Source organism: Helicobacter canis (genome assembly GCF_008693005.1).
GTDB lineage: Bacteria > Campylobacterota > Campylobacteria > Campylobacterales > Helicobacteraceae > Helicobacter_B > Helicobacter_B canis.
Genome location: NZ_VXKE01000021.1, coordinates 118,350 through 142,599 on the forward strand (window position 1 = coordinate 118,350; position 24,250 = coordinate 142,599).

The 24,250-nt window shown below is 44.1% G+C and carries 19 protein-coding genes and 1 tRNA gene; 8 read left to right on the top strand and 12 right to left on the bottom strand.

Annotation, left to right across the window (positions count from 1 at the left end; all coding sequences use genetic code 11):
- Window positions 1-22 precede the first annotated feature (22 nt).
- On the top strand, window positions 23-910 hold the full coding sequence (locus F4V45_RS07595) for a radical SAM family protein (protein ID WP_150337740.1): 888 nt from the start codon (window positions 23-25) through the stop codon (window positions 908-910).
- On the opposite strand, the gene F4V45_RS07600 is transcribed toward F4V45_RS07595, so the two are convergent.
- The 9 genes from F4V45_RS07600 to F4V45_RS07640 form a co-directional block, all read right to left on the bottom strand.
- A complete protein-coding gene (locus tag F4V45_RS07600; protein ID WP_150337741.1) occupies window positions 888-1,739 on the bottom strand; it encodes a DMT family transporter in 852 nt (283 codons plus the stop codon). The genes F4V45_RS07595 and F4V45_RS07600 overlap by 23 nt on opposite strands.
- A gap of 24 nt (window positions 1,740-1,763) precedes the next feature.
- Window positions 1,764-3,260 (bottom strand): phosphotransferase, encoded by a 1,497-nt coding sequence (locus F4V45_RS07605; protein ID WP_150337742.1) that lies wholly within the window; start codon window positions 3,258-3,260, stop codon window positions 1,764-1,766.
- Window positions 3,257-5,779, bottom strand: a complete 2,523-nt coding sequence (gene yidC, locus F4V45_RS07610) for a membrane protein insertase YidC (protein WP_150337743.1) — start codon at window positions 5,777-5,779, stop codon at window positions 3,257-3,259. Before yidC ends, F4V45_RS07605 begins: the two co-directional genes overlap by 4 nt.
- Window positions 5,780-5,801: 22 nt before the next feature.
- Window positions 5,802-6,920: a CDP-glycerol glycerophosphotransferase family protein gene (locus F4V45_RS07615; RefSeq protein ID WP_150337744.1), complete on the bottom strand. Its 1,119-nt coding sequence runs from the start codon at window positions 6,918-6,920 to the stop codon at window positions 5,802-5,804.
- A 235-nt stretch (window positions 6,921-7,155) separates the two neighbouring features.
- The gene (locus tag F4V45_RS07620; protein ID WP_150337745.1) at window positions 7,156-7,365 is read right to left on the bottom strand and encodes a hypothetical protein; all 210 of its coding nucleotides are present in this window, start codon (window positions 7,363-7,365) and stop codon (window positions 7,156-7,158) included.
- A gap of 267 nt (window positions 7,366-7,632) precedes the next feature.
- Complete coding sequence (locus F4V45_RS07625) at window positions 7,633-8,151, bottom strand: chemotaxis protein CheW (RefSeq protein WP_023930552.1); 519 nt, start codon at window positions 8,149-8,151, stop codon at window positions 7,633-7,635.
- A gap of 1 nt (window position 8,152) precedes the next feature.
- Window positions 8,153-10,519 (bottom strand): hybrid sensor histidine kinase/response regulator, encoded by a 2,367-nt coding sequence (locus F4V45_RS07630; RefSeq protein WP_150337746.1) that lies wholly within the window; start codon window positions 10,517-10,519, stop codon window positions 8,153-8,155.
- A 55-nt stretch (window positions 10,520-10,574) separates the two neighbouring features.
- On the bottom strand, window positions 10,575-11,522 hold the full coding sequence (locus tag F4V45_RS07635) for a chemotaxis protein CheV (protein WP_150337747.1): 948 nt from the start codon (window positions 11,520-11,522) through the stop codon (window positions 10,575-10,577).
- A 90-nt stretch (window positions 11,523-11,612) separates the two neighbouring features.
- Window positions 11,613-12,521: a metallophosphoesterase family protein gene (locus F4V45_RS07640; protein WP_150337748.1), complete on the bottom strand. Its 909-nt coding sequence runs from the start codon at window positions 12,519-12,521 to the stop codon at window positions 11,613-11,615.
- 243 nt (window positions 12,522-12,764) lie between these two features.
- Between F4V45_RS07640 and tpx the strand changes: the two genes are divergently transcribed.
- A complete protein-coding gene (tpx, locus tag F4V45_RS07645; protein WP_150337749.1) occupies window positions 12,765-13,262 on the top strand; it encodes a thiol peroxidase in 498 nt (165 codons plus the stop codon).
- A gap of 6 nt (window positions 13,263-13,268) precedes the next feature.
- The gene (locus F4V45_RS07650; RefSeq protein WP_210670629.1) at window positions 13,269-13,685 is read left to right on the top strand and encodes a hypothetical protein; all 417 of its coding nucleotides are present in this window, start codon (window positions 13,269-13,271) and stop codon (window positions 13,683-13,685) included.
- Between the two features lie 34 nt (window positions 13,686-13,719).
- Here the strand turns inward: F4V45_RS07650 and F4V45_RS07655 are convergent.
- Window positions 13,720-13,797 (bottom strand) — tRNA-Pro (locus F4V45_RS07655).
- A 121-nt stretch (window positions 13,798-13,918) separates the two neighbouring features.
- Between F4V45_RS07655 and F4V45_RS07660 the strand changes: the two genes are divergently transcribed.
- Entirely contained in the window at window positions 13,919-15,091 is a 1,173-nt protein-coding gene (locus F4V45_RS07660) for a glutathionylspermidine synthase family protein (RefSeq protein WP_150337751.1), read from the top strand.
- A gap of 58 nt (window positions 15,092-15,149) precedes the next feature.
- Entirely contained in the window at window positions 15,150-16,967 is a 1,818-nt protein-coding gene (locus F4V45_RS07665) for a sensor histidine kinase (RefSeq protein ID WP_150337752.1), read from the top strand.
- Between the two features lie 263 nt (window positions 16,968-17,230).
- Here the strand turns inward: F4V45_RS07665 and F4V45_RS07670 are convergent, their stop codons facing one another.
- Together F4V45_RS07670 and F4V45_RS07675 are read right to left on the bottom strand one after the other, a co-directional pair.
- Window positions 17,231-17,938 (bottom strand): HI_0787 family protein, encoded by a 708-nt coding sequence (locus tag F4V45_RS07670; RefSeq protein WP_150337753.1) that lies wholly within the window; start codon window positions 17,936-17,938, stop codon window positions 17,231-17,233.
- Between the two features lie 3 nt (window positions 17,939-17,941).
- On the bottom strand, window positions 17,942-19,552 hold the full coding sequence (locus tag F4V45_RS07675; protein WP_150337754.1) for an ABC-F family ATP-binding cassette domain-containing protein: 1,611 nt from the start codon (window positions 19,550-19,552) through the stop codon (window positions 17,942-17,944).
- Between the two features lie 229 nt (window positions 19,553-19,781).
- Here F4V45_RS07675 and ccoG point away from each other — a divergent pair, with 229 nt between their 5' ends.
- From ccoG to infB, 3 genes are all read left to right on the top strand, one after another.
- Window positions 19,782-21,179, top strand: a complete 1,398-nt coding sequence (gene ccoG, locus F4V45_RS07680; protein WP_150337755.1) for a cytochrome c oxidase accessory protein CcoG — start codon at window positions 19,782-19,784, stop codon at window positions 21,177-21,179.
- 152 nt (window positions 21,180-21,331) lie between these two features.
- A complete protein-coding gene (locus tag F4V45_RS07685; protein ID WP_150337756.1) occupies window positions 21,332-21,598 on the top strand; it encodes a DUF448 domain-containing protein in 267 nt (88 codons plus the stop codon).
- On the top strand, window positions 21,591-24,239 hold the full coding sequence (gene infB, locus F4V45_RS07690; protein WP_150337757.1) for a translation initiation factor IF-2: 2,649 nt from the start codon (window positions 21,591-21,593) through the stop codon (window positions 24,237-24,239). Before F4V45_RS07685 ends, infB begins: the two co-directional genes overlap by 8 nt.
- Window positions 24,240-24,250 lie beyond the last annotated feature (11 nt).

The following is a 24,250-nucleotide window of genomic DNA, read 5'->3' on the forward strand; positions in this document are numbered from 1 at the left end:
TAGTTTTAGACAAGGAGCCACAATGCCCATACGATCCCTAAAAAAGCGCATTAAAAACCGCTATTTTTCTTTCCTAAGCTTAGAGCAAGCGCGCCGTATCACGCCTAAGCCCTACCTTGATAGCATAGGATTTGAACTAGCTAGCCACTGCAATTTGCATTGTTATAGCCGCGATCACTTCTCCCAGCTTAGTAAAAGCGGATATTATGATTTGGAGCAGTTTGAGAGAGATTGCAAGCGACTTTATGAGCTATCATCTGGCGTGATTACAAGTTTCACGCTCTTTGGTGGCGAGCCTTTGCTCAATAAGCAGTGCGCTAGCTACTTTGCCATACTGCATCAAATTTTCCCCAAGAGCACAATCTATGTCATCACCAATGGCACGCTGCTACTTAAGCAAAGCGATAGATTCTGGCAGAGTGCTAGGGAGAATCAAGTCGTGCTGCAAGCTACAAAATACCCCATAGAAATTGACTGGGAGCAGGTGAAAGAGAAGTGCGCCAAAGAGCAAGTGCAGTTTGTTTTCTACAATGATGAGAAAGAAGAGAAGCTAAGCTTCAAAACCCAGCTTGATAAAGATGGGCGCAGCGATCCCTTTGTAAGCTTTGTGCATTGCCACAGGGCAAATGCCTGCACCCAAATCCACAATGGTAAAATCTACCCTTGTGCTGTGGCAGCAAATGCAAAGGCTTTCAACCAAGCCTTTGGGCAAGATTTGCAAAGCTCGCCAAAAGACTATATCGATATTTATGACAGCAAGATGACTTATGAGAAGATTTTAGACTTCCTAGCGCGCCCGATACCATTTTGCCGCTATTGTAGACAAAGGATATGGTCTATAAGCCTTGGAGCGCGTCAAAGAGAAGTGTTGATGAGTATTTTTAGGCTTACCCTTTGCGCCACTCGCTAAGTGCCACACCAAGCAAGGTAAGCACGACTCCAACCACCCCGGAGAATCCTATGCGCTCACCTAGTAAAATCATCGCCACAAAGATGGTGATAATGGGGGTTAGATAGACATAGATATTTGTCTTTATCGCGCCAATGAGTGTGGTGGCGCGATTCCACAGGACAAAGCAAAGCCCTGAAGCAAAGAGTGCGACTAGGGTAAGATTTAGCGAGACTTTTGGATCGCCTAGGGCTGCTAGATTTGGAGAAAAGTCAAAGACCAAAAACCCCGGAAGCAAAAACACTACCCCATAAAAAATCATACGCCTTGTAACTAGCACCAAGTCATAACGCCTAGCCAAAATCCTAACAATCAGCACAGAGTATGCCCCCCAGCCCACCGCAGAGATAAGTGCTAGCACATCACCCACAGGGTTAATGCTAAAGCCCTCACTAAGCAGTGCTACCCCAGCGATACATAGCACAAAGCCTAAGAAAAAGTTAGCATAAGGCTTTTCAATCTGCAAAATGAAGCTAAAAATCCCCGTAAATAGCGGCGCAGTAGCGATGATAATGCTCACATTTGATGCGGTTGTTTGCTCCATCGCAAGGTTTAAAAACAAATTATATATGCTAATCCCACATAGCCCAGCACACGCGATTTGAAGCTCATCTTGAAGTGGCAAGCGCAAATATTTTGGGCGATAGAGCAAGAGCATAACATACCCTAGGGCAAACTGCAAAATCAGCAGCTCAAAGGGCGAGAAAGACTCAAGCAGCACTTTTACACACACATACAATGCCGACCAGAAAAACACACTACTTAGTGCAAAAATATGTCCTTTTATCATCGCCGCTCCTTTGTGGTGATTGGTTTAGGCTTGATCTTTAGAGCTAGATTCTAGCTCTTCAAGCTCGGCAAGATTGCGCGAGAATCTAGCCAGATACATTCGCCCTAAATCAATCCTGTGATACACCCAGCCCCATAACGCCCAAATATAGTTTGCAAGTAGCGCGCCACAAAGCACATCTTCATAAGTGATGAGTCTAGGAGAAGTGTTGTAGGCGTGCAGAAGCGTTAGAATCTGGCTTGGACTAAGCTCTAGCTCGGCAGCTAGATTCCCAAGCTCCCACTCTATGCAGGCAAAGCCCGCGTATTCAAAGTCTATAAGCATAATGTGCTTGCCGTTGTAGAGAATATTTGGCAGCTGCAAATCCCTATGGCATAGCACTAGCTCGCGTGTATCAAGCTTTTTGGCTATGGAAGTAAGTCTTTTATGCTCTTGTGGGGTGGCTAGCTTGATTTGGGCTAGGGCTTCGTATTTAGCGATCTCATCACAGAGCAAAATAGGCTCAAAGTGTGGGTAGCTAGTGTGCTTGATACTATGGAGTGCTAGGAGCTTGCTTGCGATTTGCCCTAAAATCTCATCGCTAATTTGCGCAAAATCTAGGGGTTTATAGTCGCTTAGATAATCGCTCATCTTTATCCCACTGCCGTAGAATCTAGATTCTGGTGCGATGCCTAAGGGCGCGATAATGTCTAAAATCTTTGCTTCTTTATCCCTATCGATGACTTGCTCGGTGTGTAGCCCCGGGATTCGTATCACTTGGGGGGTGTTGTTGAAGTGTATAAGATAGTTGGTATTAGTAATGCCAGCAAGGCGCGTGGCTTTGCCATCATCAGCGCATTGCTGGGCGATCTCCTCTGGGGTTAGCAAGGCGTGGTAGAGCGCATCGCTAAAGCTATCGATCTCTGTGTAGAGATTATCGTGGAAAAATGCGTAGTAGTTAATCTCTTGCAGTGTATCTAGCACTGCTTGCTCCCAATACTCATCTTTGTGGCATTGCTGCAAGGCGTTGATGAAGTGCCCTAGATCGCGCTCATTATCAAAATACGCGATCCCATCGCCATAGCCTTCTTGCGCATTTGTATCGATGTCTAGGATTTTGTAGTTTGCATCGACTATGTAGCCCCACGCGGTGGTGTTTGGCGGAATTTTTTGCGCTAAGAATTGTGAAGCGTTTTTCTTAAACAAGTGGCAAAATCCTTGCGTGATATAGAGATCGCCATTTAGGATAATGCTCCCCTTGCATAAATAGTCTTTGGCAAAGAGTAGTGATTGCGAGCTGTTGCATAGCCCATAGTCTGGGAAGACTAGCTGTGTCAAGCCCTGTGCTTTGACTATGGGGGCAAAAAGCTCGTGCTTGTAGCCGCTTACTAGAATGATCTCTTCTACTCCGCTATGTCTTAGGTGTGTAATCATATTTTCTAGCAGGCTCACTCCTCGTATCTCTAGCAGGGGCTTGGGCTTGGTGAGAGTAAGGGGCTTGAGTCTTGTGCCAAAGCCAGCAGCTAGGATAATGGCTCTCATCGCTCGCTCTTTTGCGGCTTGGTTTCAAAAGTGGATTCTAGGGCTTGGCTAGAATCCACTTTCTGCCAATTTTTTGGCTCATAGATATTGCCAGAGATTTTGTGGAAATTATTGAGAATAAAGGCATTGCTCTTGTGGTCCTCAAATCGCCAGCCTTGCGTGCTAAATGTGATAATCTCTCTATTATTTGGGTAATGCTTTAGGATATTTGGCGCGACATTGGGGCAGCCTTTTTCAAGATTGGCGCAAAAAATCGTAGGAATATCATAATTAGCTATAAGCCTAGAGTCCTGCACCATAGCTCCCTTGGCATTCAAGGGCTTATAAAAAAGCGGAATATGGTGCTTGCTTTTAGTGGGGAGAAATGTTTTTTGCGCACCGTGATCAGCTGTGATGAAAATCTGCGTGTTGTCATATACACCTAGCTCTTTTAAGCGATCTAGCATTTGTGTGATCCAAGCAAGCGCGCATTTCTCGCTATTATAGTGCCCTTCTGGTAGCCCATAAACTGCATCATTTGGCGAACCAAAATCTGTGGCATCAAAGCTGCATTGGTCATTGAGAGCGTAGGGATTATGCGTGATAGAGTTGTGGATAAAGGTAAAGGTAGGGGCTGTGGCATTGGCAGTGGTGCGCTCTGCTAGGGCTTTCATCTCGCTAATGGGGCGAAGCGCGTAGTAGGGCTGGGAGCGATTAGTGTGCAAATGCGCTGGGATAAAGAGCCACGCCCCACGCCGATATACATCGCGCCGTAGCTTGAAAGTCGATAAGCGGAAGATACCAAAGGAAATAAGCTGATTAAGCGGGAGAGCTTGAGTATCTTGGCTGATATATAGCCCACGATAAGGACTATCAAAGAGAATATTTCGCGTGCTATCAAGGATGGGATAGAGATGGGCTGGATCGGTGGGGAAATCAAGCAGGGCGCGTGTGTCAAAGCCTGCTTTATGGAAGCTATTAAGCGTGTTTGCATAGCCTTGGGCTATGGCTATGGCTATGGCTAAAGGCTCTTGACGGGCGTTGATATGATATGCTACATAATACTCCCCTGCGATCACGCTTGCAAGGGTGGGTAGGGTATCTTCTCCACTGCTAATGGCATTGCTAAAATCAACAAACCCACTAAAATGCGCCCTTTGCTCATCGCTTAATATTTGGTGCATTGTGTAGCCATCGGCGCGATCGAGTATTAGCACTAAGATATTGCTATGCTCTTTGGCAAAGTCCAAAATCTTATCACTAGTCTTTGTGGCGAGATTAGCAAAGGCGGCATTTTTCTGCACATAAAGCACTGCCTTGCTCGCATAAAAAAGCGCGCTAACTACTAGCACTATACTTAGGATTTTATTGGCAGAGATGATGGCGCGCTGATAGCGTATGGCAAAGAGTGCTAGGATAATGGCTGTGGGTATGGCGATATAGTCGATAAGCTTTTGCGTGTCTGTGGCGATCACTGGGCGATCGAAGATAAAAAAGCTCATCGCCCCATAATCCCCTACAAAGATAAAGGTATAGCTAAGGGCTAGCAAAAGCACCGCTAGTAAAAGTGTGGCTAGAATCTTTGTAGCAAGCTTTGGGAGAGGGAAGATGTGGTTGCACACATAAATTAGCACAAAGCTAGCTAGCAAGCAGAATCCACACAGGCTAAGGAGTGTGGGGGCGATGTCTGCTAGTTTGAAGCTGCCTAAATCGCTTGTATAAAGCCCAAATGGTGTGAAAACACACGCGAGCAAGCAGAGATTGCTAAGGATAAGCGCGATACTTGTGCGCTGCGCGTGGCTTGGCTTGGGTGTGCTAGAGTCTTTGGGGCTAGAGGGCGTTAGGCTAGAATCTACACTAGATTTTAGAGATTTTGCTTGCACCCACGATTTATAGACTTCTTTAAGTAGTGAGAACGCCATATTACAAGTCCAATACAACACAAGTGAGCTAGGCATATCATAAAGCAGGAGCAAAAAGAGCAGGGCTATACTTATGCCCTGAATCTTCGTGCTTAGGCTTTTCGCGCTATATAGGGCGTTGATAAGCGTTAGGAGGGTCATTAGCAGTGGCAAAATATGCACACTAAGTCCAAAGATCTCCACACTATCTGGTGCTTTCAAATCACCAATCCACAAGAAAGAGACCCCATCTAAATAGCTAGCAGACTTGATGACCTCATACATCGCCCAGAAAAATGGCAGCTGCAGCCCCAAGCCCAAAAGCCCCCTTAGCGCGTAGATGGGGTGGTAGCTATGCTGGCGATAAAGGGTGTGCGTAAAGGCGTAGAGCTTGGCTCTGCTATACACGCGCTTCCACGCTTTGATCCTGGTATCTAGCAGATCTTTTAGCTCGCTTTCTTCTTTTGCCTTTTGGTCGGTGTAGAGAAAGACTTTGAGCAAAAAGAGATTGACAAGCAGGCTTAGGGCAATAATGCTTAGCCCATAGTTATCCGTAAGAGCATAGAGCTGATCTAGCCCAAAGCTAAGCACCTGCTGCAAAGGATAAATGAAGAGATAATACAAATACTCGCCTATCATCTATGCTCCTTGCTTATTGAGCTTATGCGCTTTGGATTCTCTGGCTTGGCGTGCGGGGGGGGGTAGAATCTAGGCTTAATTGTGTGCTAGATTCTAGGGCTGGCGTAGCTAGGATCTTTTGTGTTGCTAGGATTCTTTTGTGCAGGGGGAGAGATTTATCAAGGCTAGATTCTAGGATTTGGCTCTCTATCTCAAGCAAAGCGCGCGCACTTTGCTCACCGCCGCTTCCTTGAAAGTGCCAAAGCTCCTGCTTTACTGCTTGCAGGCTTGCTTGCATTGTGCTTTGCTCACTAAGCATAGATTCTAGGAGTGCGGGGAGATTTGGGATCTGCTCTGGGTGAAACTGCTTGCCTATGCGCTTTAGTGCGCCTTGCACCCACGGCGTATCATAGATGTCTTCTAAATCATAGCCTATGGTGCAGAATCTAAACTCTGGTGTTAGCACAGGCTTTTCAAACAAGCATACAAAGTCAAAGAGCACCCCAGAAAAATCTCCAATCATCACATCAGCAGAATCTAGGGCATAAATATTATCGGTGTGCGTATCCCACACGATGTTGCTGCAATGCTTGGTGCGCTCTTGCAGCTCTTGCAAAAGCGCAGACTCACTTAGGTAGCTTTGAGGGTGGGGGCGGATAATGAGCTGGAATGTTGAGTTGATAAAAGGCTCTATGATAGCAAAGCCGTATTTGCTAAGTAGGGCTTCACGCCCCCAGGAAGGAGCGATTAAGATGGTTTTGATCTGCTTGGCTTGGGTAGAATCTAGGCTAGAGTTTTGGGCGGTGGATTCTAGGGGACTTTGGCTAGAATCCACTTTTTGACTAGGGCTTTGAGTGGCTTTGTGCTGTGGGAAAAAGGCGAATTTCTCCTGTGTTTGTCGATAGTCTTGAAGCTTTGTGGCTAGGACATCTAGGTAGGTGCAGCCTGTGATGATTACTTGCTTTGTCTTAAGGTGGCGTTTAGATTCTACTTGACGGATAAAGGGTGTGTGGATTGGGGAGTTTGTCAAAACACTATCAAAGTAATCTAGCGCGAAAATCTCATAAATATCGATATGTGGGAGTGAGTGGATAATGTGGCAGTAGTGCTTGACACTTTTGCTACGCTTAATTTGCAGCACATCTAGCTGGGGTGTGGTCATCACCACTAGATCGGCTCTTAGGCTATTTAGTCGCGCTATGGCAGAGCCGCTGTTGCTAGCACCTATGTAGGTAAATGTGGCATTTGGATTCTGGCTTTGCTGGTAGAGATCGCAGTCTTCTTGTGATGATGTGAGATAGGTATATGGGTAGTGGAATCTATCTAAATACGCAAGGATTGGGGCGAAGACATTGTGGTATTGCTTACCTTCGCTATAAAAGACAAGTGTATGGTAATCACGCTTGCGTAAGAGAGATTCTGCCCCCCCCCCCCATCAATATTTGAGCAGCCTTATAAAAAATACTTTTGGAGAGAAAGATAAATGAAGCGATAAGCGCGATAAAAGACGACAAAAGCAAGGAGCCCGTGCCCGGGTCCAAATAGCCAAACGCACAAGTATAGCTAGTGCATAAGAGTAGGCAAATTGTAGCAAACGACTTTGGCATATCTCTCCTAATTAGCTTTTGGTAATTTGTAGCGCGTAGCAGCAGGCTTCAAGCTACCACTATGACAATGCCCACACAAGGCAAAGCTATAAACAATAAGTATGTCAGTTTATATGTGCTGCCCCTTGCTAGAAAGCTTAAAAAAGCGGGTCAAATACTTGGGCTTGCGATATTGCTTTAGAAAACCAGCGACAGCGGTGCAAGGCGAAGCCGCAGTAGGTTTCTTTAGAAAACAAGGGATACCGCTCGGCGTTAGCCGATGTTTCTTTAGAAATCTCGCTTAAGCAGGACATCGATTTTCAAAATCGTGATCAAGTGGTCTTCTCTCTTGCCAACTCCATCAATCATACCTGCTTGGTTGCTAGCTAATGTCTCTGGCACAGGGTCTATGCTAGAGCTAGGTAGCGTGATAGCTGCTGTAAGCTTATCGATGACAAATCCAGCTATTTCATCATTTTGATGCACGATGAGATAGCGAGTGTCTTTATCCTGCTTAATCGCTGGGAGACCAAACTTCAAGCGCAAATTGATGAGCGGATATACATTACCGCGCATATTAAACACACCCAATACATAAGGAGGTGTGCCCGGGACTCTTGTAAATTCCGTGGGTTTTACGATCTCTTTGACATTAAGGATTGGGACAGCAAATTCTTCATTCCCTACGACAAAGCCAATCACTTGTAGAATATCTTCAGGCTCATCTTGTGTCTCGCCAATGCCCCTGTTCAAACCACTGGTATTCATTTTTTGCTGTTCGAAAATATCTCTAATTTTATCAGCCATATTATTCTCCAGTTATTAGATTGATGTTGCGTTTTACAACATTTACAAGATATTCTGGCGTGTAGGGCTTGGTGATATACTCTGTCATACCAGATTCTACCCCACGCATTCTATCTGTTTTGCTCGTGCGACTTGTAACGGCAATGAGTGGTAGATTTTTAAACTTATTATACTTTCTAACTTCTGCTGCAAAAGTATATCCGTCCATTTTTGGCATTTCTATATCTACCAGCACCGCATCAAGTGGCTTATCACTATTTTTGACAATTTCTAAGCCTTCAAGCCCATTGCTTGCTTCTAGGACCGTAACCCCCAATGTCTTTAAACATTTTTTCATAATGGCTCTATCTGTATTGCTATCATCAATTGCTAGGACAATATAGTCTGATGGTGCAGACTTAGCTTTGGAGCTTTGAGCTTCTTCCATAGCGGCATTGATACTTACTTTTACTTCTTTTGCCATATCCATCATAGCGGCAACATCGACAATCAGGGTGATTTTACCATCACCACGCACGGTTGCCCCTGCGATACCCCTCGTGCTCTTAAGGTAGTAGCCAAGCGATTTGATAACAACTTCTTCTTGTCCAATGAGATAATCCACAATCACGCCGATTTTTTGCTCGGCAAGTGCGATGATGACAACATATACTTCGCTTGCTGTCTCTAGCACAGAATCCACACCAAAAATATCAGCTAAACGCACAAGAGAGAGCACTTCATCTCGCAAGCGCAAAACAGACTTACCATCAACGCTATATATCTCATCTTGACCAATACGGACTGTCTCAATGACAGATGAAAGTGGGATAGCGTAGTATTCCTCCTGTGCCCCTACTAGCAATGCTTGGATAATGGCAAGTGTGAGTGGGATTTTTAGCTTGAAAGTCGTGCCTACACCCTTTTCAGAATCTATTTCGATGATACCATTAAGCTTTTCGACATTTGTCTTCACAACATCCATACCAACACCCCTTCCAGAGACATTGGATATTGTTTTTGCTGTGGAAAACCCGGGTTTAAAAATGATCCCAAAAGCTTCTTTATCTGTCATAGAATCTGCTTCTTTTTCAGATATTAAGCCTTTTTCAATGGCTTTTAGCTTAAGCATTTCTGCATCAAGCCCTTTACCATCATCGGTGATTTCAATTACAATGTGATTGCCTTCATTGTATGCTTTGAGATCTACTCTTCCTATTTCTGGCTTACCTAGAGCTTTTCTATCTTCGGGAGATTCCACGCCGTGGTCGCAAGAATTTCTAATAATGTGGATTAGTGGATCGCCTATTTCTTCTACGATAGACTTATCAAGCTCTGTTTCTTCACCTGTAATGACAAGATCAATGCTCTTTTTAAGCTCTCTAGACAAGTCTCGCACCATTCTTGGGAATTTGTTGAACACCTTCCCTACGGGCTGCATTCTCGTCTTCATCACCGCAAGCTGCAGGTCTGTCGTTACACTAGAGATGGATGATACAACTTGATTGAGCTCCTCTAGGAATTTCTCCCCATCGTATCGCTCTTCTACATCGCCGTAGATCTTAATCAATCTATTTTTGCCTAGCACAAGCTCACCGATGAGATTCATAAGATTGTCTAGTCGCCTAACATCAACGCGGACCGTTTGCTCCACACTTGTGGCTACCTTGCCTTCATCTTTTCCTGCTGCTGGCTTAGCTTCTGCTTTGGGGCTGGCTTTAGCTGGTGCTGGTGTTGGTGCTTCTGCTGGTGCTTTTGGGGCTTGTATATCGCTTGCTTGACCACTTGCTTTCTTTTGCGCGCGCATTTGCTTGTCTGCTTCCTGACGCTTTTGGAGTAGGCGTTCTATCTCTGCTTCTACTTCAGCAGAGCTCATATTGGCATAGTCTTTATCTGGCTCATCTGCAAGAGGGTTGCTAGAGTCGCTTTGAGCCGCTGGCTTAGCTTCTTCTTTTGGAGCTGCTGGGGCAGCAGCCTCCGAGCTTTCTCCCCCAGCACTACCCTGAGAGATAGCCTGAAGCTTGGTAACAGCATCGCTAATATCAATCCCACTATTAGCATCTGTGCCAGAATCCCTAATCGCTTGTAAAAGTGCTTTCATCAAATCAATAGAAAGTAGGACAACATCCATTACATCAGGGGTGATTTTTAGCTCATCGCGCCTTGCTTTGTTTAAGACATCTTCCATATTATGGGTCAAGCTAGTAAGAATATCAAAATTTAAGAAAGAGCTAGAGCCCTTGATTGTATGCGCAACCCTAAAAATACGATTGAGTAGCTCGAGATCCTCTGGGTTACTCTCTAGCTCGACTAGATCTTGATCGAGCTGATCGACCATCTCAAACGCTTCGATCAAAAAGTCTTCCATTATTTCTTGCATATCATCCATACCACATACCTCTTCTCATTAATTTAGCGGCTATTCTACCAAAAAATTGCCAAAATCACACAGAAGTTAGAAGTTTTTTGACTTCTTGGTAGAAAATATTAGGATCAAATTTGACTATATATCCATCGCCCCCAGCTTTTCTTCCTTTCTCCATACTATTTGGGTCGCAAATTGAGGAGTTGAATACAAGCGGTATCTTGGAGAATCTTGGGTCGTTTTTGACTTCATTGGCAAAATGGAAGCCATCGATCTTTGGCATTTCCACATCAGATACGATGATTTTGAGATGATCTGATAGCTTATCTCCGTATTGTTGGAAGAGAGATTCTATCTTTTCCTTGCCCTCTTCGCCATCGATTGCTTCTACGACTTCAAATCCCATAGCCACGAGATTTTTCACCACACGCTTGCGTGCTATGGAACTATCTTCTAGCACAAGTGCCAATCCTTTGAAACGCTCGTGCTCTTCAACAATGGTGATAATTTCATCAGCTTTCTTCTCGTAGAAGTTTAGCTCATCAATAATGCTCTCTAGGTCCAAAATCAGCAGAGTCCGCCCATCTTCAATGCGTGTCGTGCCGGTGATCTTCCCGCGCTCTATAGTGCTTGATGAGCTAAATTGCGCAGATTCTACTTGCTTCCAATTCACGCGCCGTATGCGCTTGACTTCATCGACTACAAAGCCTATTTGGACATTGTTGAACTCCGAGACGATGATTTTGTGCTTTCGGGGTGTGTCGTCTGCTTTGATATTGAGCCATTTGGAGAGATCGACAAGCGGGATAATTGTCCCGCGTAGGTCAAAGAGCCCTAGCACATAATCAGGGCTAGCTGGTATATCAAAGAGCTCATCTGGCTGCTCGATAATGCTCTGCACCTTGGCGACATTGACCCCATAAATCCCCTCATACACTTCATCATCTCGCAGCTCGAAAATGCGGAAGTCGATCAATGCTATCTCGTTATAGCCTTCAATTTGAGCGTCTAAAATGCTACCTGCCATAGTATTCTCCAAAATCTAAAATTCATATCAATAAACTGCCAAGGAAAAGTCATCTGCAAAACTAGTTTGCCACAAGAATATCGGCAGAGATTATAAAATAAGAATCCTTTTTTCACAATAAAAAGATGGCAGTGCGAAAAAGCTTTGCCATCTTTTACCAATGTGGAAGTGCCCTTCAATCACCCCAAGCTCGCACTTTTCTAGCGTTTGCCCATAGGGCTTATGTGCTTGGTTTTGGGGGGATAGCAAATCGTGTGTATTAGAGTGGGCATAGTGCTTGTATGCCGCGATTCTCTTGCTTGCAAAAACTCTAAAGTCATCGTCATTGAAAGCTAGGGATTTGATATGCTTGGCATTGACTAGAGATTGTGCATAGCTATGGATATAGCCTAGGCTTAGGGTGTCAATAAGCTTTAGCACACTTAGGGTAAAGGGCGCGCTTAGGGCAGTTATGTAGCATTCATATCCCTTGGTGATAAAGCAATCCCCGTGCGATAGTAGAAATGGCTGATTTTGGTAGGTGAAAATAGCTGGCTGGAGCTTACGCGGGTAGATTTTCACGCGTGGCAAAAGCCTAGAATCTAGCCCGAAGTCGTGGTTGCCCTCAAAGTAAAAGACCTCCATACAATGCGATAGGGCGTTAAGCAGTGCGATGAGCTCCCGATGGATCGTGGCATTATGCGTGATATGCGGGATAAACAAATGCGCAATATCTCCCATTAAAAATAGCTGCGCTGGTGGCTTAAGCAGAAGAGATTGCAGCAGCCCCGTGAGTCCATTTTCGCCGATATAGCGCGGATATGGTGAGCTAGAATCTAAAAATTCCCATTTAGATTCTAGTGGAGCTTTTGGGCTTGTGTTTTGGCTAGATTCTGGCTTGCTAGAATCTAGTGTGAATGTATAGCTTGGCTCTGGGATATAGTGTGCATCAGCGATAAAGACCGCAGGAGATAGGATCTCTGGGATATGGAGAGAGCTAGAATCTAGAGCGATAGCCATAAAAAGTCCTAAAAGTAAATGCAGTAATTGTGCCCTAATTCTCCCAGAATCTCAACTTTTATAACGCTATCTACTACGCGCTTTAAGCTCCTTGAGTGCCTAGCTAGAATCCATCGGGCTAGATTCTAGCTAGGCACTCTCATTATCTCTTAATATTCTTTAGATTATAATTGCACTTAATCCGCCAGAGATTTCTATGTATTAGGAAGCATTTGGGGATCATTAACTACAAAGGATACGATAATGGAAGTAAGATTTAAAGGCACTCCAGCAAAACTAAGTGCAAATACAATAAAGTCAGGCGACAATGCCCCAAAGGTAAAGCTCACAGCCAAAGACTTATCGCAAGTAGAAGTAGGTGGCGCAAGTGGGAGCTATCAAATCATCAATGTCGTGCCAAGCCTTGATACCGGCGTGTGTGCGACACAAACGCGTAAGTTTAATGAAGAAGCAGCAAAACTAGCCAACGCAAAAGTATATGTTGTATCCTTAGACTTGCCTTTTGCACAAGGCAGATTCTGCAGCACTGAAGGGATTGATAATCTCACAACGCTTAGTGATTTTAACGCAAAAGATTTTGGTAAGGCTTATGGGCTTATTTTAGAATCTTCTCCACTTGCAGGATTACTTACTCGTGCGGTGATTGTGGTAAATCCTGAAGGCAAAGTTTCTTATGTAGAAGTATGCGAAGAAATCACAAACGAGCCAGATTATCAAAAAGCACTAGCTAGTATCAAGTAGGGCGTGATGGAGCATCTCACATTAATAGAGATTGGCAAGATTTTGGATTTAGGAGTGTTTTACCTTGGCACAAAAGGCACTTGTGGGAATCCACGAGTGCGTCCTATGCGTTCTAACATCGTGCATAATGGCAAACTTTACTTTGGCACAACAATACATAAGAATCTCTACAAACATATCACACAATATAGCGGCGTTGAAATCTGCACGAGCAGCCCAGATATTTTAGCTCTGCGTGTGCGTGGAGAAGCAAGAGTGGCAAACCATATTGATGTCAAAGAAGCCCTTATAGCAAAGTATGAACGCATAGCAAAAGCGTTTGATAATAACCCAAACCACCCAGATTTTGCCATTTTCTACCTTGAAAACATCAGTGCAAGACTGCAGGATTTTGATGGAAATGTTTTCACTTATAAAGAGTAGGGAAGCGAAAGCTATCTATTAGTAAGGAGACAAGTGGTCGGAGTAGCGGGATTCAAACCCACGACCTCACCCACCCCAAGGGTGCGCGCTAATCAGGCTGCGCCATACTCCGCTACAAATCCCTAGAGATTTGTAAGCGCACATTATAATGCACTTTTCTTTTATCATCGCTTAAGCCACAATGCAATAACAAAACTCTATAATGCAGCGATCTCAATTATAAGGACTATTGTATGCATATTACACCGCTTAATCCCCTAACCAAAGACACACTAGAATCTATCGGGCTTAGCTGGCATACTGATGTGGATTCTACATCGTATATAGAAAATGAAATGGTAGAAATCTCCCAAGAAGAAGCAGATAGATTCTATGATGCAGGCAATGAGCTTTATGATATGTTTTGCGAAGCAGGGCAGTATGTCATTGATAATAACTTGTTTTTCGAGCTAGATATACCTGTGTCGCTTATCCCTATGATTAAGCAGAGCTGGGAGCAGGAGGTGCATTGGCATTTGTATGGGCGGTTTGACTTTGCTGGGGGGCTTGATGGGCTGCCATTAAAGCTGCTTGAGTTTAATGCCGACACCCCTACAATGCTCTATGAAAGCGCGGTTATCCAGTGGGCTATGCTTAAAGCCAATGGGCTTGATGAAAACGCGCAGTTTAACAATATCTATGAAGCACTGCAAGATAATTTTAAGCGCATTATCACACTTGGCGCAGATACGAGCCGCTTTAGCGAGATTTATGAGGGCTGGAAGATACTCTTTAGCTGTGTGAGTGGTAATGATGAAGAGGAGCGCACGACTAGATTCCTGCAAGAAATCGCTAGGAGTGCTGGCTTTGAGACGGAGTTTGCCTATATCGATGAGGTGCAGTTCTCCCAAGATGAGGGCGTGTTTTTTAATGAGTGCAATTATGAATTTTTATTTAAGCTTTTGCCGTGGGAGAGTATTGCCATTGATGAGCCAGAGCTAGCTATGCTTATGCGCTCTATTATGGAGAGCAAGGCTGGGATTTTCCTAAACCCAGCCTATACGCTGCTTTTCCAAAGTAAAAGAATGCTAAAAATTTTGTGGGATCTCTTCCCCAATCACCCCTTGCTACTAGAATCCAGTTTTGAGCCGCTGCAAGGCAAAGCACAAGTGGCAAAGGCTAGCTTTGGTAGAGAGGGGATAGGCGTGGAAGTGTTTGATAGCACGCGCACGCTCCTAGCTGGCAACACCCAAGACTATCAAAACTACAAAAAAGTCTATCAAGCCTACCACGAGCTAAACAAAAATGGCGAGTTTTACTACCAGCCAAATGTGTTTTTTGCCTATGAGTCTTGCGGGCTGGGCTTCCGCAAGGGCGGCTTGATTTTAGACAACTATGCAAAATTTGTCAGCCATACAATCCGCTAGAATCGAGCGCGCCTTGCGCTAGAAAAGGCGCGATACTTTGAAAAAGGCTTCACCCCCAATGCCACAATCACAAAAACCACCAATGCCAAGTAGCCCAAGCACCACACCAAGCAAGCCGCCAAGGTCCCTGCAAGCAAAGATTTTTTACTCGATATTTGGGCTTGTGGCGGGGGTGGAGATCGCTATATTTGGGCTGTTTTTTTTGGCAGCAGAAATGATAGGGCAGAAGTGGGCTTATGAGCATTTGGAGCTAGAATCTAAAAAGCTCATAACACAAATGCACAATACTGATTATCTCGCATTTTGGGCGCAATACCCCTACCGCATTTCTCTTATCACAGAAGATGGCGTTGTGATTTATGACAACACCATTAGCGCGGTGGATTTAGATAACCACAAAGATAGAGAAGAAGTGCAGATGGCACTTGCTATTGGTAAGGGCTATATCGAGCGCAAATCTACAAATACGCTGTATAAGGCGTTGTATTATGCGAGCTATTTGCCTGAGTATCGACTCATCTTGCGTGTCTCTATGAATCAAAGGGATATTTATGCGTTTTTGCTGCCTATTTTAGGCTATATGGCGATTTTGCTTATTATTACGCTGCTTTTAAGCACAATTATCACAAGCTATCTCACGCGATCCATCATCGCTCCCCTTAATAATCTCTCCGCCCTAGATGCTAAGAAGTTTCGCGCACCCTATCGCGAGCTTGTGCCGTTTTTCTACAAGATCATTACGCAAAGAAAGCAGCTAAAAAAGCAGCTAAAAATTATCCGCCGCCAGCAGCAGCAGTTTCAGGCAATTAGCCAAAATATCAATGAAGGCTTAGTGCTAATTGACACCAAAAAGCACATACTAAGCTACAACACCAAGGCAAAGGAGCTGCTCCCCACCCTAGAATCTAGCTCTTCAAGCGTGCAAGGAGCTCCAAGCACCGATTTAGTGCAAGATATTTTTGCTTTCATTGATTTGTTTTCCCCACAGATCCAAACTAGTGAGCTGCAAATACAAGACAACCACATCGAGTGTATCGCGCTTCCTATTTGGGGCAAGCTAAAGCCTAAGGCATTTGTCGTACTACTGCTTGATCGCAGTGAAAAAAACCAAATCCACGCGATGCGTAGGGAGTTTAGTGCCAATGTTACCCACGAGCTAAAAACCCCACTAAGTGTGATTATGGCAAGTAGCGAGATGATGAAGCAAGGGCTAATCCCACAAAAAGACTTTATGCTCTTTTTTGACAAAATCTATGATGAATGCAAGCGATTGCTAGAGATTATCAATGATATTTTAAAGCTCTCGTTTTTTGATGAGGGGGGTGAGAAGCTAGAATCTAGCGTGGTTAATGTCTATGAAGTAGCGCAGCGGGTAGTATGCTCGCTTGCGCCACTTGCTGCAGAAAAGGAGCTGCGCGTGCAAATTATCTGCGATGATCAAGCTTCTTGCACGATTAGTGCCGTGGCACGCTTGCTAGAAGATATGCTCTATAATCTTTGTGAAAATGCTATTAAATACAACAATCAGCAAGGATCTTTGGAGATTTGCATTAGCACAGGGGAGTTTGATCCAAGAGCCATTAAAGACTTCACCCATATCACGCCAAGTCTAGCACTCCCCATTGGGCAGGATGCTGCTACTATAACGATAAAAGATAGCGGCATAGGTATCCCAGAGAGTGAGCAAAAGCGCGTGTTTGAGCGATTTTATCGTGTCGATAAGAGTCGCAGCAAAAAGCTCGGTGGCACTGGGCTTGGACTCTCCATTGTCAAGCATATAGCCATATATCACAATGCGCATATATTTTTGCGCAGTAATGCTGATTTGCAGAGCAGTGATAGGGGCAGTGAGATTCTAGTGGTTTTTGCTAGGTGAGATTTAGCTAGAGAATTTTGTAGCGATTTTTATGAATTTACGCAAAGTCCTAACAAAGGCATAAGCGGCACAAACCACCAATACGACCAAAATCAAGGCAACAGGGGTAAGCAGCTTAACCCAAATCAGCAAAACAAAAAGTAGATTCTAGGAATCTGCCTACCTTGATCTACTACCCTTAAAGCTCAAAAGGCTTTAAGGGTAGAATCCACTTTTATAAAAGCTATTTTCTGCTAATCATTTTCACCCTGTTGTTTATCTCTTTATCTATTTTCTTTCCCTAGAATCCATAAAAAATGATCTAATTTTCTGCGATCTTGTGCATTTTCATTTTCAAGCCCATAGAACTCGGCAAATCTATCAATAGCTTTGAGAAAAGTATCGTAGTTTTCAAGTTTTCTAAGCTTTGTATCAATAAGCTTTTTTTCAAAAAAATTTGTGCCTACTAGCTCACTAGGCATATCCGCAAACTTATTGCTTGTATCACTTTTGTCATTGTTAAAAAACACCAACACTTCACGCACAAAGCTATCATAGATTCTAAAGGCGTTTTGATTGTGGTGGAAGCAGTATTTTGTCGCAAAGGAGTAAAAGACTTTTTTCTTATCATCTTTTCTTTTACATTCTGCAATTTGTTTAACAATATCCTTTAATTCAGTGTAATTTTGTGGGTTGGCGTTGCGTATTTTTTGGTGGATTTGATCTTTTTGCTCTAGCTTGGTAATGTGTTTTGCGACTTCATAGATTCCAAATTTCGCAAGATTTGTGCTATAAAAGCTATCTAACACAGAAACCTTTAGTAGCACAATTTGCTGTAAGTTTTCTCGCCCCAATTTAGCAAAAACTCCATTTTCACTAAAAATATTTTCAACCACCTTTTCTTGCTCTCGGTAGTTTTCATATTTATTACTATTGTATATTCCCAAAATCCTGTCATAAAGCTTTCTCATCGCTTCGTTATGCCTACTCATCTATCACTCCCCTTGAGACTCCAAATACTCCTCATAACTCCCGCGGAAGTCTATAATTTCCGCACCATTGCCACTAGAATCCACTTTTAGCTCAATAATTCTATTGGCATACGCATCAATTAGCTCCCTATCGTGGCTGACACAAATCACATTTCCGCTAAATTTATACAACGCCTCGCCAAGCGCGATAATAGATTCTAAATCAAGGTGGTTTGTAGGCTCATCAAGCACTAAAAAATTCCCCCCTTCTAGCATAAGCTTACTTAGCACCATTCTGTGCTTTTCCCCACCGCTTAGAGCGTTTATGGGCTTTTCTTGCTCTTCGCCGCTAAAGAGCATTCGCCCAAGCGCATTGCGTATCTCACCACTCTCTTTTTTCTTATCAAAGCCCCTTAGCCACTCATACAGGCTCTCTTCTCCGCTTATCTCTTCGCTTACATTTTGTGGGAAGTAGCCCCTTTGCGTGGTCGCTCCCCACTTGACTAGCCCAGAATCTGCAGCCAACTCTTCTACCAAAATCTTACACAAAGTGCTTTTACCCACGCCATTTGCACCGATGATAGCGATTTTATCCCCGGGTAGAATCTTTAGATTCACATTTTTTAGCACGCATAAATCCCCATAGCTTTTTGAGATATTCTCACATTCTAGGGCTTCGTTGCCAATGGTGCGGTTGGGCTTAAAGACTATGCTAGGGTCTCGCCTAGAGCTAACCACAAGAGATTCAATATTAAGCTTTTCTAGCTGCTTTTGGCGGCTTGTGGCTTGGCGGGCTTTGCTCGCATTAGCTGAAAATCGCGCGATAAAGGATTCTAGCTCCTCTTTTTCTTTAAGCTTTTTGTTTCGCTCCATTTCCTGCTGTTTAGCAATGAGTGTGGAGGCGATATACCAATCATCATAATTCCCGCTAAACTCCCGCACAGAGCCAAAATCCATATCTAAAATATGTGTGCAAACGCTGTTTAAAAAATGCCTATCGTGGCTGATGACGACAAGTGTGCCTTCGTGGCGTTTAAGATTGTCTTCAAGCCACGATATAGAGTGTAAATCAAGGTTGTTTGTAGGCTCATCTAGGAGCAAAATATCAGGCTTGGGGAATAGCACTTGGGCTAGCAAAATCTTAAACTTATCGCCACCGGTTAGGGTTTTCATTAGCTCATTATGCGTGCTAGAATCAAAGCCTAGATCTTCTAAAATCTTTTCAATCACTACTTCGCATTCATACATTGGGTCTTCTTCAGCACAAATCATCTCTAGCTCACCTAGCTCGGCATTGATTGTATCATCGCTTAAATCACCATTTTCATAGAGATATTCTTTGTGTTTTATGGCGTCATATAATCGCTTATTGCCTAGCAGCACCGCATCTTTTAGACTAAGCTCTTCGTAAGCATATTGATCCTGCCCTAAAACGCCCATTTTTAAGCCCTTCTCTATCACCACTTCGCCGCTGCTTGCTTCATACTGCCCACTTAGGATTTTTAGAAATGTGGATTTCCCCGCACCATTTGCCCCGATAAGCCCATAGCGTTTGCCAGAATCTAGCTTGATATTGACATTTTCAAAGAGCTTTTTTGTCGCATAACGCATTGAAAGATTGATTGTTTGTAGCATTGAGATGTCCTTTGAGTGATACATTTAAGAAGAATAGGGCGTTATTGTAGCATATCCATAGAGAATCCACCTAAAGTGTGGCTGCTAGTTTGGCTTAAATGGCTTGGTGCTTGGCATTGACTTTTTTTATTAAAATATTATAATTTTTGGGAATCTCAGGGTGGTTGAATGCTTATGTTATCTGCTTTGGGGCGCGATTTTAGGGATAGGAAGATATTAAGGAGAAACAATGCAAACTACTAATTCTACACAAAAGATCGGCTTGCCTTATCGCTTTAGGCGGTATGCGATTTATGTCTGTGTGGCGATTATCGCTCTATCACTGCCTTTTATCAAAATCAATGGCAATCAAATCTTTTTGCTCTCATTTGATCATAAAGAGCTGCATTTATTGGGGATAGTCTTTAGCGTCCAAGAGCTGTATTTAATGCCATTTTTGCTGATAATGCTCTTTGTGGGGATATTTTTTATGACGACATTGGGTGGGCGCGTATGGTGCGGCTGGGGCTGCCCGCAGACGATGTTTCGCGTGATTTATCGCGATGGGATTGAGACAAAGCTTTTGGGCTTGCGCAAGCGTATTGACAATAAGCAAAAAAAGCCAGATTTCACACTTTTTAGCACAAAGCTTAAGAAGCTTTTGGCAATGATGATTTTCTCTGTGATTGCCCTGCTTGCTGCGGCGAATTTCTTGTGGTTTTTCGTGCCGCCAAGTGATTTTTTCGCCTATATTAGTGATCCGCTAAATCATAAGATTCTACTAGGATTCTGGCTGGGGATAGCATTGTTCCTGCTCTTTGATGTAACGCTTTTGGCGGAGAATTTTTGTGTTTATGTGTGTCCTTATGCGCGCGTGCAGAGTGTGCTCTATGATAATGACACTATTATGGCGATCTATGATCCCAAGCGTGGTGGGGCTGTGTATGCGCCAGATGGTAGCAAGAATCCCTTAGCACCCAAGAAGCAAAATGAAGCCAATGAATGCACAAACTGCGTAGCTTGCGTGAAAGTCTGCCCGACACATATTGATATTAGAAAAGGTATGCAGCTAGAGTGTATCAACTGCCTTGAGTGTGTCGATGCCTGCACTTCTGTAATGGCGCATTACAATCGCCCTTCACTTGTGCAGTGGAGCTCGCCAAATGCAGTAAGCACGCAATCAAAGGTGCGCTATGTGCGAGTCAAAACGATCGGCTATGTGGCGGTGCTGGCGATTATTTTTGCAATTTTGCTAATTGTTGGGAGCGGTAAAGAGAGTATGCTGCTTAATATTGATAGAAACACTCAAGCCTACTCCATACGCAAAAGCGGCGCGGTCAATAATGACTACACATTTTTGGTGGAAAACACTGACTCCAAGGCGCATAGCTTTTATTTTGAGATTTTAGATAATGAGAGTTTAGAGATCATCTCTCCGCGCGAGCCTGTGGCGGTAAAAGAGGGCAATAAACGCAAGCTTGTGGTAACAATTAGTGATAGAACTCCGCTGGATTCTGCACTAGAAGATAAGGACTTGCTACAAGATATTAGGATACGAGCGTATGCTATTGATGATGAGGGTATCCAAGTGGAGCGTAAGACATTCTTTGTCTATCCATCGGCAAAAGAGCTGCGCAAGGGTCGCTAGCACCTTGAGCTAGCAGTTGTAAATGTTGAGTTGAAACTGCCTTAAAGTAAGTGGTGCTATGTGGATTCTAGCGTGGTGCGTGTTGGGTCATCTATGGGATTTTTAAGAAAAATTAGCTAGAATGCGCCACACTAAATGCGAATCGAGGTTGTATGTTTGGCATATCTTGCTATGAGCCTACTCGTATGTGCGTAGCTTGTCGCTCTCGCAAGATGCAAAGAACTTTACTGCGTTTGTATATTAAAGATGGCTTGGTTGTGGGCTCGCTTGGGTGTGCGAGCAGCGGGAGAAGCTTCTATCTATGCAGTGAGTGCGCAGCGTGTGAGAAGAAAATCACAAAAGCATTGAGTCGATTTAGCGCAATTAAGGACAAATCCAAGAGCTTACAAATAATCCGGGAGATGGCAAAATATGAGTGATAAGGTAAAAATTGTAGAAATAGCAGCAGATATAGCAAGAAATGCCAAGGAAGTGCTTGAGAAAGCTAAAGAGCTAGGGCTTGATGTAAAAAATACAACCAGCTCTGTTAGCGCGGAAATAGCGCAGATCCTTGCCGATTATGTTACAACAGGCGTAAATCGTATGCCAGCCCCTAAGGCAAAGACCACAAAATCTAGCACAAAAGCCCAAAATACAAAAGATACAAAATCTGCAAAATCTACAAAGTCTCCTGCTAAATCCACCAAGACAGCAGATAAGCCAAGCAGCGATAAGCCAGCTAAAAAGGACACCAAAGAGCCCAGCGCGAAAGAGTCCAAGCCAGCTAAAAAGCCAAAGTCAGCCCAAGTCCTCAAAGAGCAGGATATACCACTAGAATCTAAGCAGGAAGTGGAGTTTAAAAAGGATTCCACCCTTGCCCAGCGTAACATTGGTATCCGTATTGTAAAAAAGACCGCCAGCCCAGTCGCCAGCCAAGATACATCAAGCAAGAAGCCCCAAACCTATGCCCCATCTATCCAAGAGCTTATGGGGCAAGATCAGGACATAGATGAGCCAATTAGAGCTAGAAAGTCTAAGAAGTCTCCTAAAAAAGCCGCGGTAGCACATAGGGGCAATGAGCAGAAAATCGAGCTGCTTGATAGGGATTTTAGCACGCATAGAAGCGATTATGATGAAGAGCAAGATGAAATTATGCTCTTTGATTTTAGCGAGCGTGAGATTGTCGATGAAGATAAGGAAAACCAAGAGCGACAAGCTATCACAGATCGCGTAAAAATCCAGCGCAAAAACCCTTGGCTAAATGAGCATCGATCCATTAGCCGCAGCCGCCGCAAGAAGCCACAAAGACAGCAGGCAGACACAAGCAAAGTGGCTCAAAGCTCAATCATAATCCCAGAAGAAATCCGCGTGTATGAGTTTGCAGAGAGTGCGGGCAGACCGCTTACAGAAGTGATTAAGGTGCTTTTTGGGCTAGGGCTTATGGTAACTAAAAACGACTTCCTAGATAAAGATGCTATAGAGATTCTAGCAGAAGAGTTTCAAATTGCCATCTCTATCCAAGCCCAAGAGCAAGAAGAGCAAGAAATCACCTTTGATGAGAGAGATCTTATCGCCCGCCCACCGGTAGTAACCATTATGGGGCACGTTGATCACGGCAAGACCTCCTTGCTTGATAGGATTAGGGAATCTCGCGTAGCTAGTGGTGAGGCAGGGGGGATCACGCAGCATATCGGTGCGTATATGGTGGAGAAAAATGGCAAGTTTATTAGCTTTATCGATACGCCCGGGCACGAAGCCTTTAGTGAGATGCGTAGTCGTGGGGCGCAGGTTACAGACATTGCCATTATCGTTATTGCTGCAGATGATGGCGTGAAGCAGCAGACAATCGAAGCCCTAAATCACGCCAAAGCAGCAAATGTGCAAATCATCATCGCTATGAATAAAATGGACAAAGAGAGTGCCAATCCTGATAAGCTAAAATCCGAGTGCGCAGAGCTTGGATTTGTCCCAAATGATTGGGGTGGGGAGTATGAGTTTATCCCCATTTCTGCTAAGAGTGGGGAAGGCATTGGTGTGCTACTTGAGACGATTTTGCTCCACGCTGAAGTGCTGGAGCTAAAAGCTTCTCCTAAAGCAAGCGTGCAAGGCGTGGTGTTAGAGGGCAGTATGCAAAAGGGTAGGGGACCTGTGGCGACTATTATTGTGAAGCAAGGCACGCTTAAGATAGGTGATCCAATCTATGCTGGCACGGCGTATGGGCGCGTGCGCTCGATGGTTGATGATATGGGCAAAGAAATAAGAGAGCTGACACCTTCAAGCGTGGCTTCTATCGCTGGGCTATGTGAGGTGCCAAGTGCTGGGAGTATGCTCTATGTGGTAGAGAGCGATACGCAAGCAAGAGAGAAAGCCCAAAAGCTAGCAGCCTATCTAAGGCAAAAGGAGCTAAGCAAATCGACTAAAGTGTCCTTTGATGAGTTAAGTGAAATGGTCGCACAAGGGCAGCTCAAAAATATCCCTCTTATTGTCAAAGCCGATACACAGGGTAGCCTTGAAGCGATCACCCAAAGCCTGCAAAAACTTAGCAATAATGAAGTGAGAGTTAGTATTATAGATTCTGGGGTTGGCGGGATTAGCGAGAGTGATGTGGCTTTGGCTGCTGCTAGCACAAATAGTATGATCTTAGGCTTTGGGCTGCGCCCTACAGGGATTGTTAAAACTAAAGCAAAAGAATCTGGCGTAGAGATTAAGACTTATTCTGTGATTTATGATGTGATTGATGATGTGAAGGCGTTGGTTTCTGGTCTTATGTCCCCACTTATCCAAGAAGAAGACACAGGGCAAGCAGAAGTGCGCGATATATTTACCATCGCCAAAGTTGGCACAATCGCTGGATGTATGGTAACTGAAGGCAAGATTTTGCGCGGGGTGAAAATCCGCCTAATCCGCGATGGTGTGGTGATACACACAGGCAGTGTGGCGAGTCTCAAGCGGTTTAAAGATGACGCTAAAGAAGTTGCCAAAGGCTATGAGTGTGGGATTATGCTAGAAAATTACAATGATGTTAGAGTGGGTGATGTGTTTGAGTCGTTTATCGAAGTGCAAAAGGCACAAAAGATCTAGCCCCCAATCAA

Bases quoted from the DNA above. Each gene is read 5' to 3' on its own strand.
- F4V45_RS07630 (WP_150337746.1), bottom strand. From the start codon at position 10,519: ATGGATGATATGCAAGAAATAATGGAAGACTTTTTGATCGAAGCGTTT.
- F4V45_RS07660 (WP_150337751.1), top strand. From the start codon at position 13,919: ATGCATATTACACCGCTTAATCCCCTAACCAAAGACACACTAGAATCT.
- infB (WP_150337757.1), top strand. From the start codon at position 21,591: ATGAGTGATAAGGTAAAAATTGTAGAAATAGCAGCAGATATAGCAAGA.
- yidC (WP_150337743.1), bottom strand. From the start codon at position 5,779: ATGATAGGCGAGTATTTGTATTATCTCTTCATTTATCCTTTGCAGCAG.
- F4V45_RS07640 (WP_150337748.1), bottom strand. From the start codon at position 12,521: ATGGCTATCGCTCTAGATTCTAGCTCTCTCCATATCCCAGAGATCCTA.
- F4V45_RS07615 (WP_150337744.1), bottom strand. From the start codon at position 6,920: ATGACCACACCCCAGCTAGATGTGCTGCAAATTAAGCGTAGCAAAAGT.
- F4V45_RS07620 (WP_150337745.1), bottom strand. From the start codon at position 7,365: ATGCCAAAGTCGTTTGCTACAATTTGCCTACTCTTATGCACTAGCTAT.
- F4V45_RS07675 (WP_150337754.1), bottom strand. From the start codon at position 19,552: ATGCTACAAACAATCAATCTTTCAATGCGTTATGCGACAAAAAAGCTC.
- F4V45_RS07625 (WP_023930552.1), bottom strand. From the start codon at position 8,151: ATGGCTGATAAAATTAGAGATATTTTCGAACAGCAAAAAATGAATACC.
- F4V45_RS07685 (WP_150337756.1), top strand. From the start codon at position 21,332: ATGTTTGGCATATCTTGCTATGAGCCTACTCGTATGTGCGTAGCTTGT.
- tpx (WP_150337749.1), top strand. From the start codon at position 12,765: ATGGAAGTAAGATTTAAAGGCACTCCAGCAAAACTAAGTGCAAATACA.
- F4V45_RS07670 (WP_150337753.1), bottom strand. From the start codon at position 17,938: ATGAGTAGGCATAACGAAGCGATGAGAAAGCTTTATGACAGGATTTTG.
- F4V45_RS07600 (WP_150337741.1), bottom strand. From the start codon at position 1,739: ATGATAAAAGGACATATTTTTGCACTAAGTAGTGTGTTTTTCTGGTCG.
- F4V45_RS07650 (WP_210670629.1), top strand. From the start codon at position 13,269: ATGGAGCATCTCACATTAATAGAGATTGGCAAGATTTTGGATTTAGGA.
- F4V45_RS07595 (WP_150337740.1), top strand. From the start codon at position 23: ATGCCCATACGATCCCTAAAAAAGCGCATTAAAAACCGCTATTTTTCT.
- F4V45_RS07605 (WP_150337742.1), bottom strand. From the start codon at position 3,260: ATGAGAGCCATTATCCTAGCTGCTGGCTTTGGCACAAGACTCAAGCCC.
- ccoG (WP_150337755.1), top strand. From the start codon at position 19,782: ATGCAAACTACTAATTCTACACAAAAGATCGGCTTGCCTTATCGCTTT.
- F4V45_RS07665 (WP_150337752.1), top strand. From the start codon at position 15,150: ATGCCACAATCACAAAAACCACCAATGCCAAGTAGCCCAAGCACCACA.
- F4V45_RS07635 (WP_150337747.1), bottom strand. From the start codon at position 11,522: ATGGCAGGTAGCATTTTAGACGCTCAAATTGAAGGCTATAACGAGATA.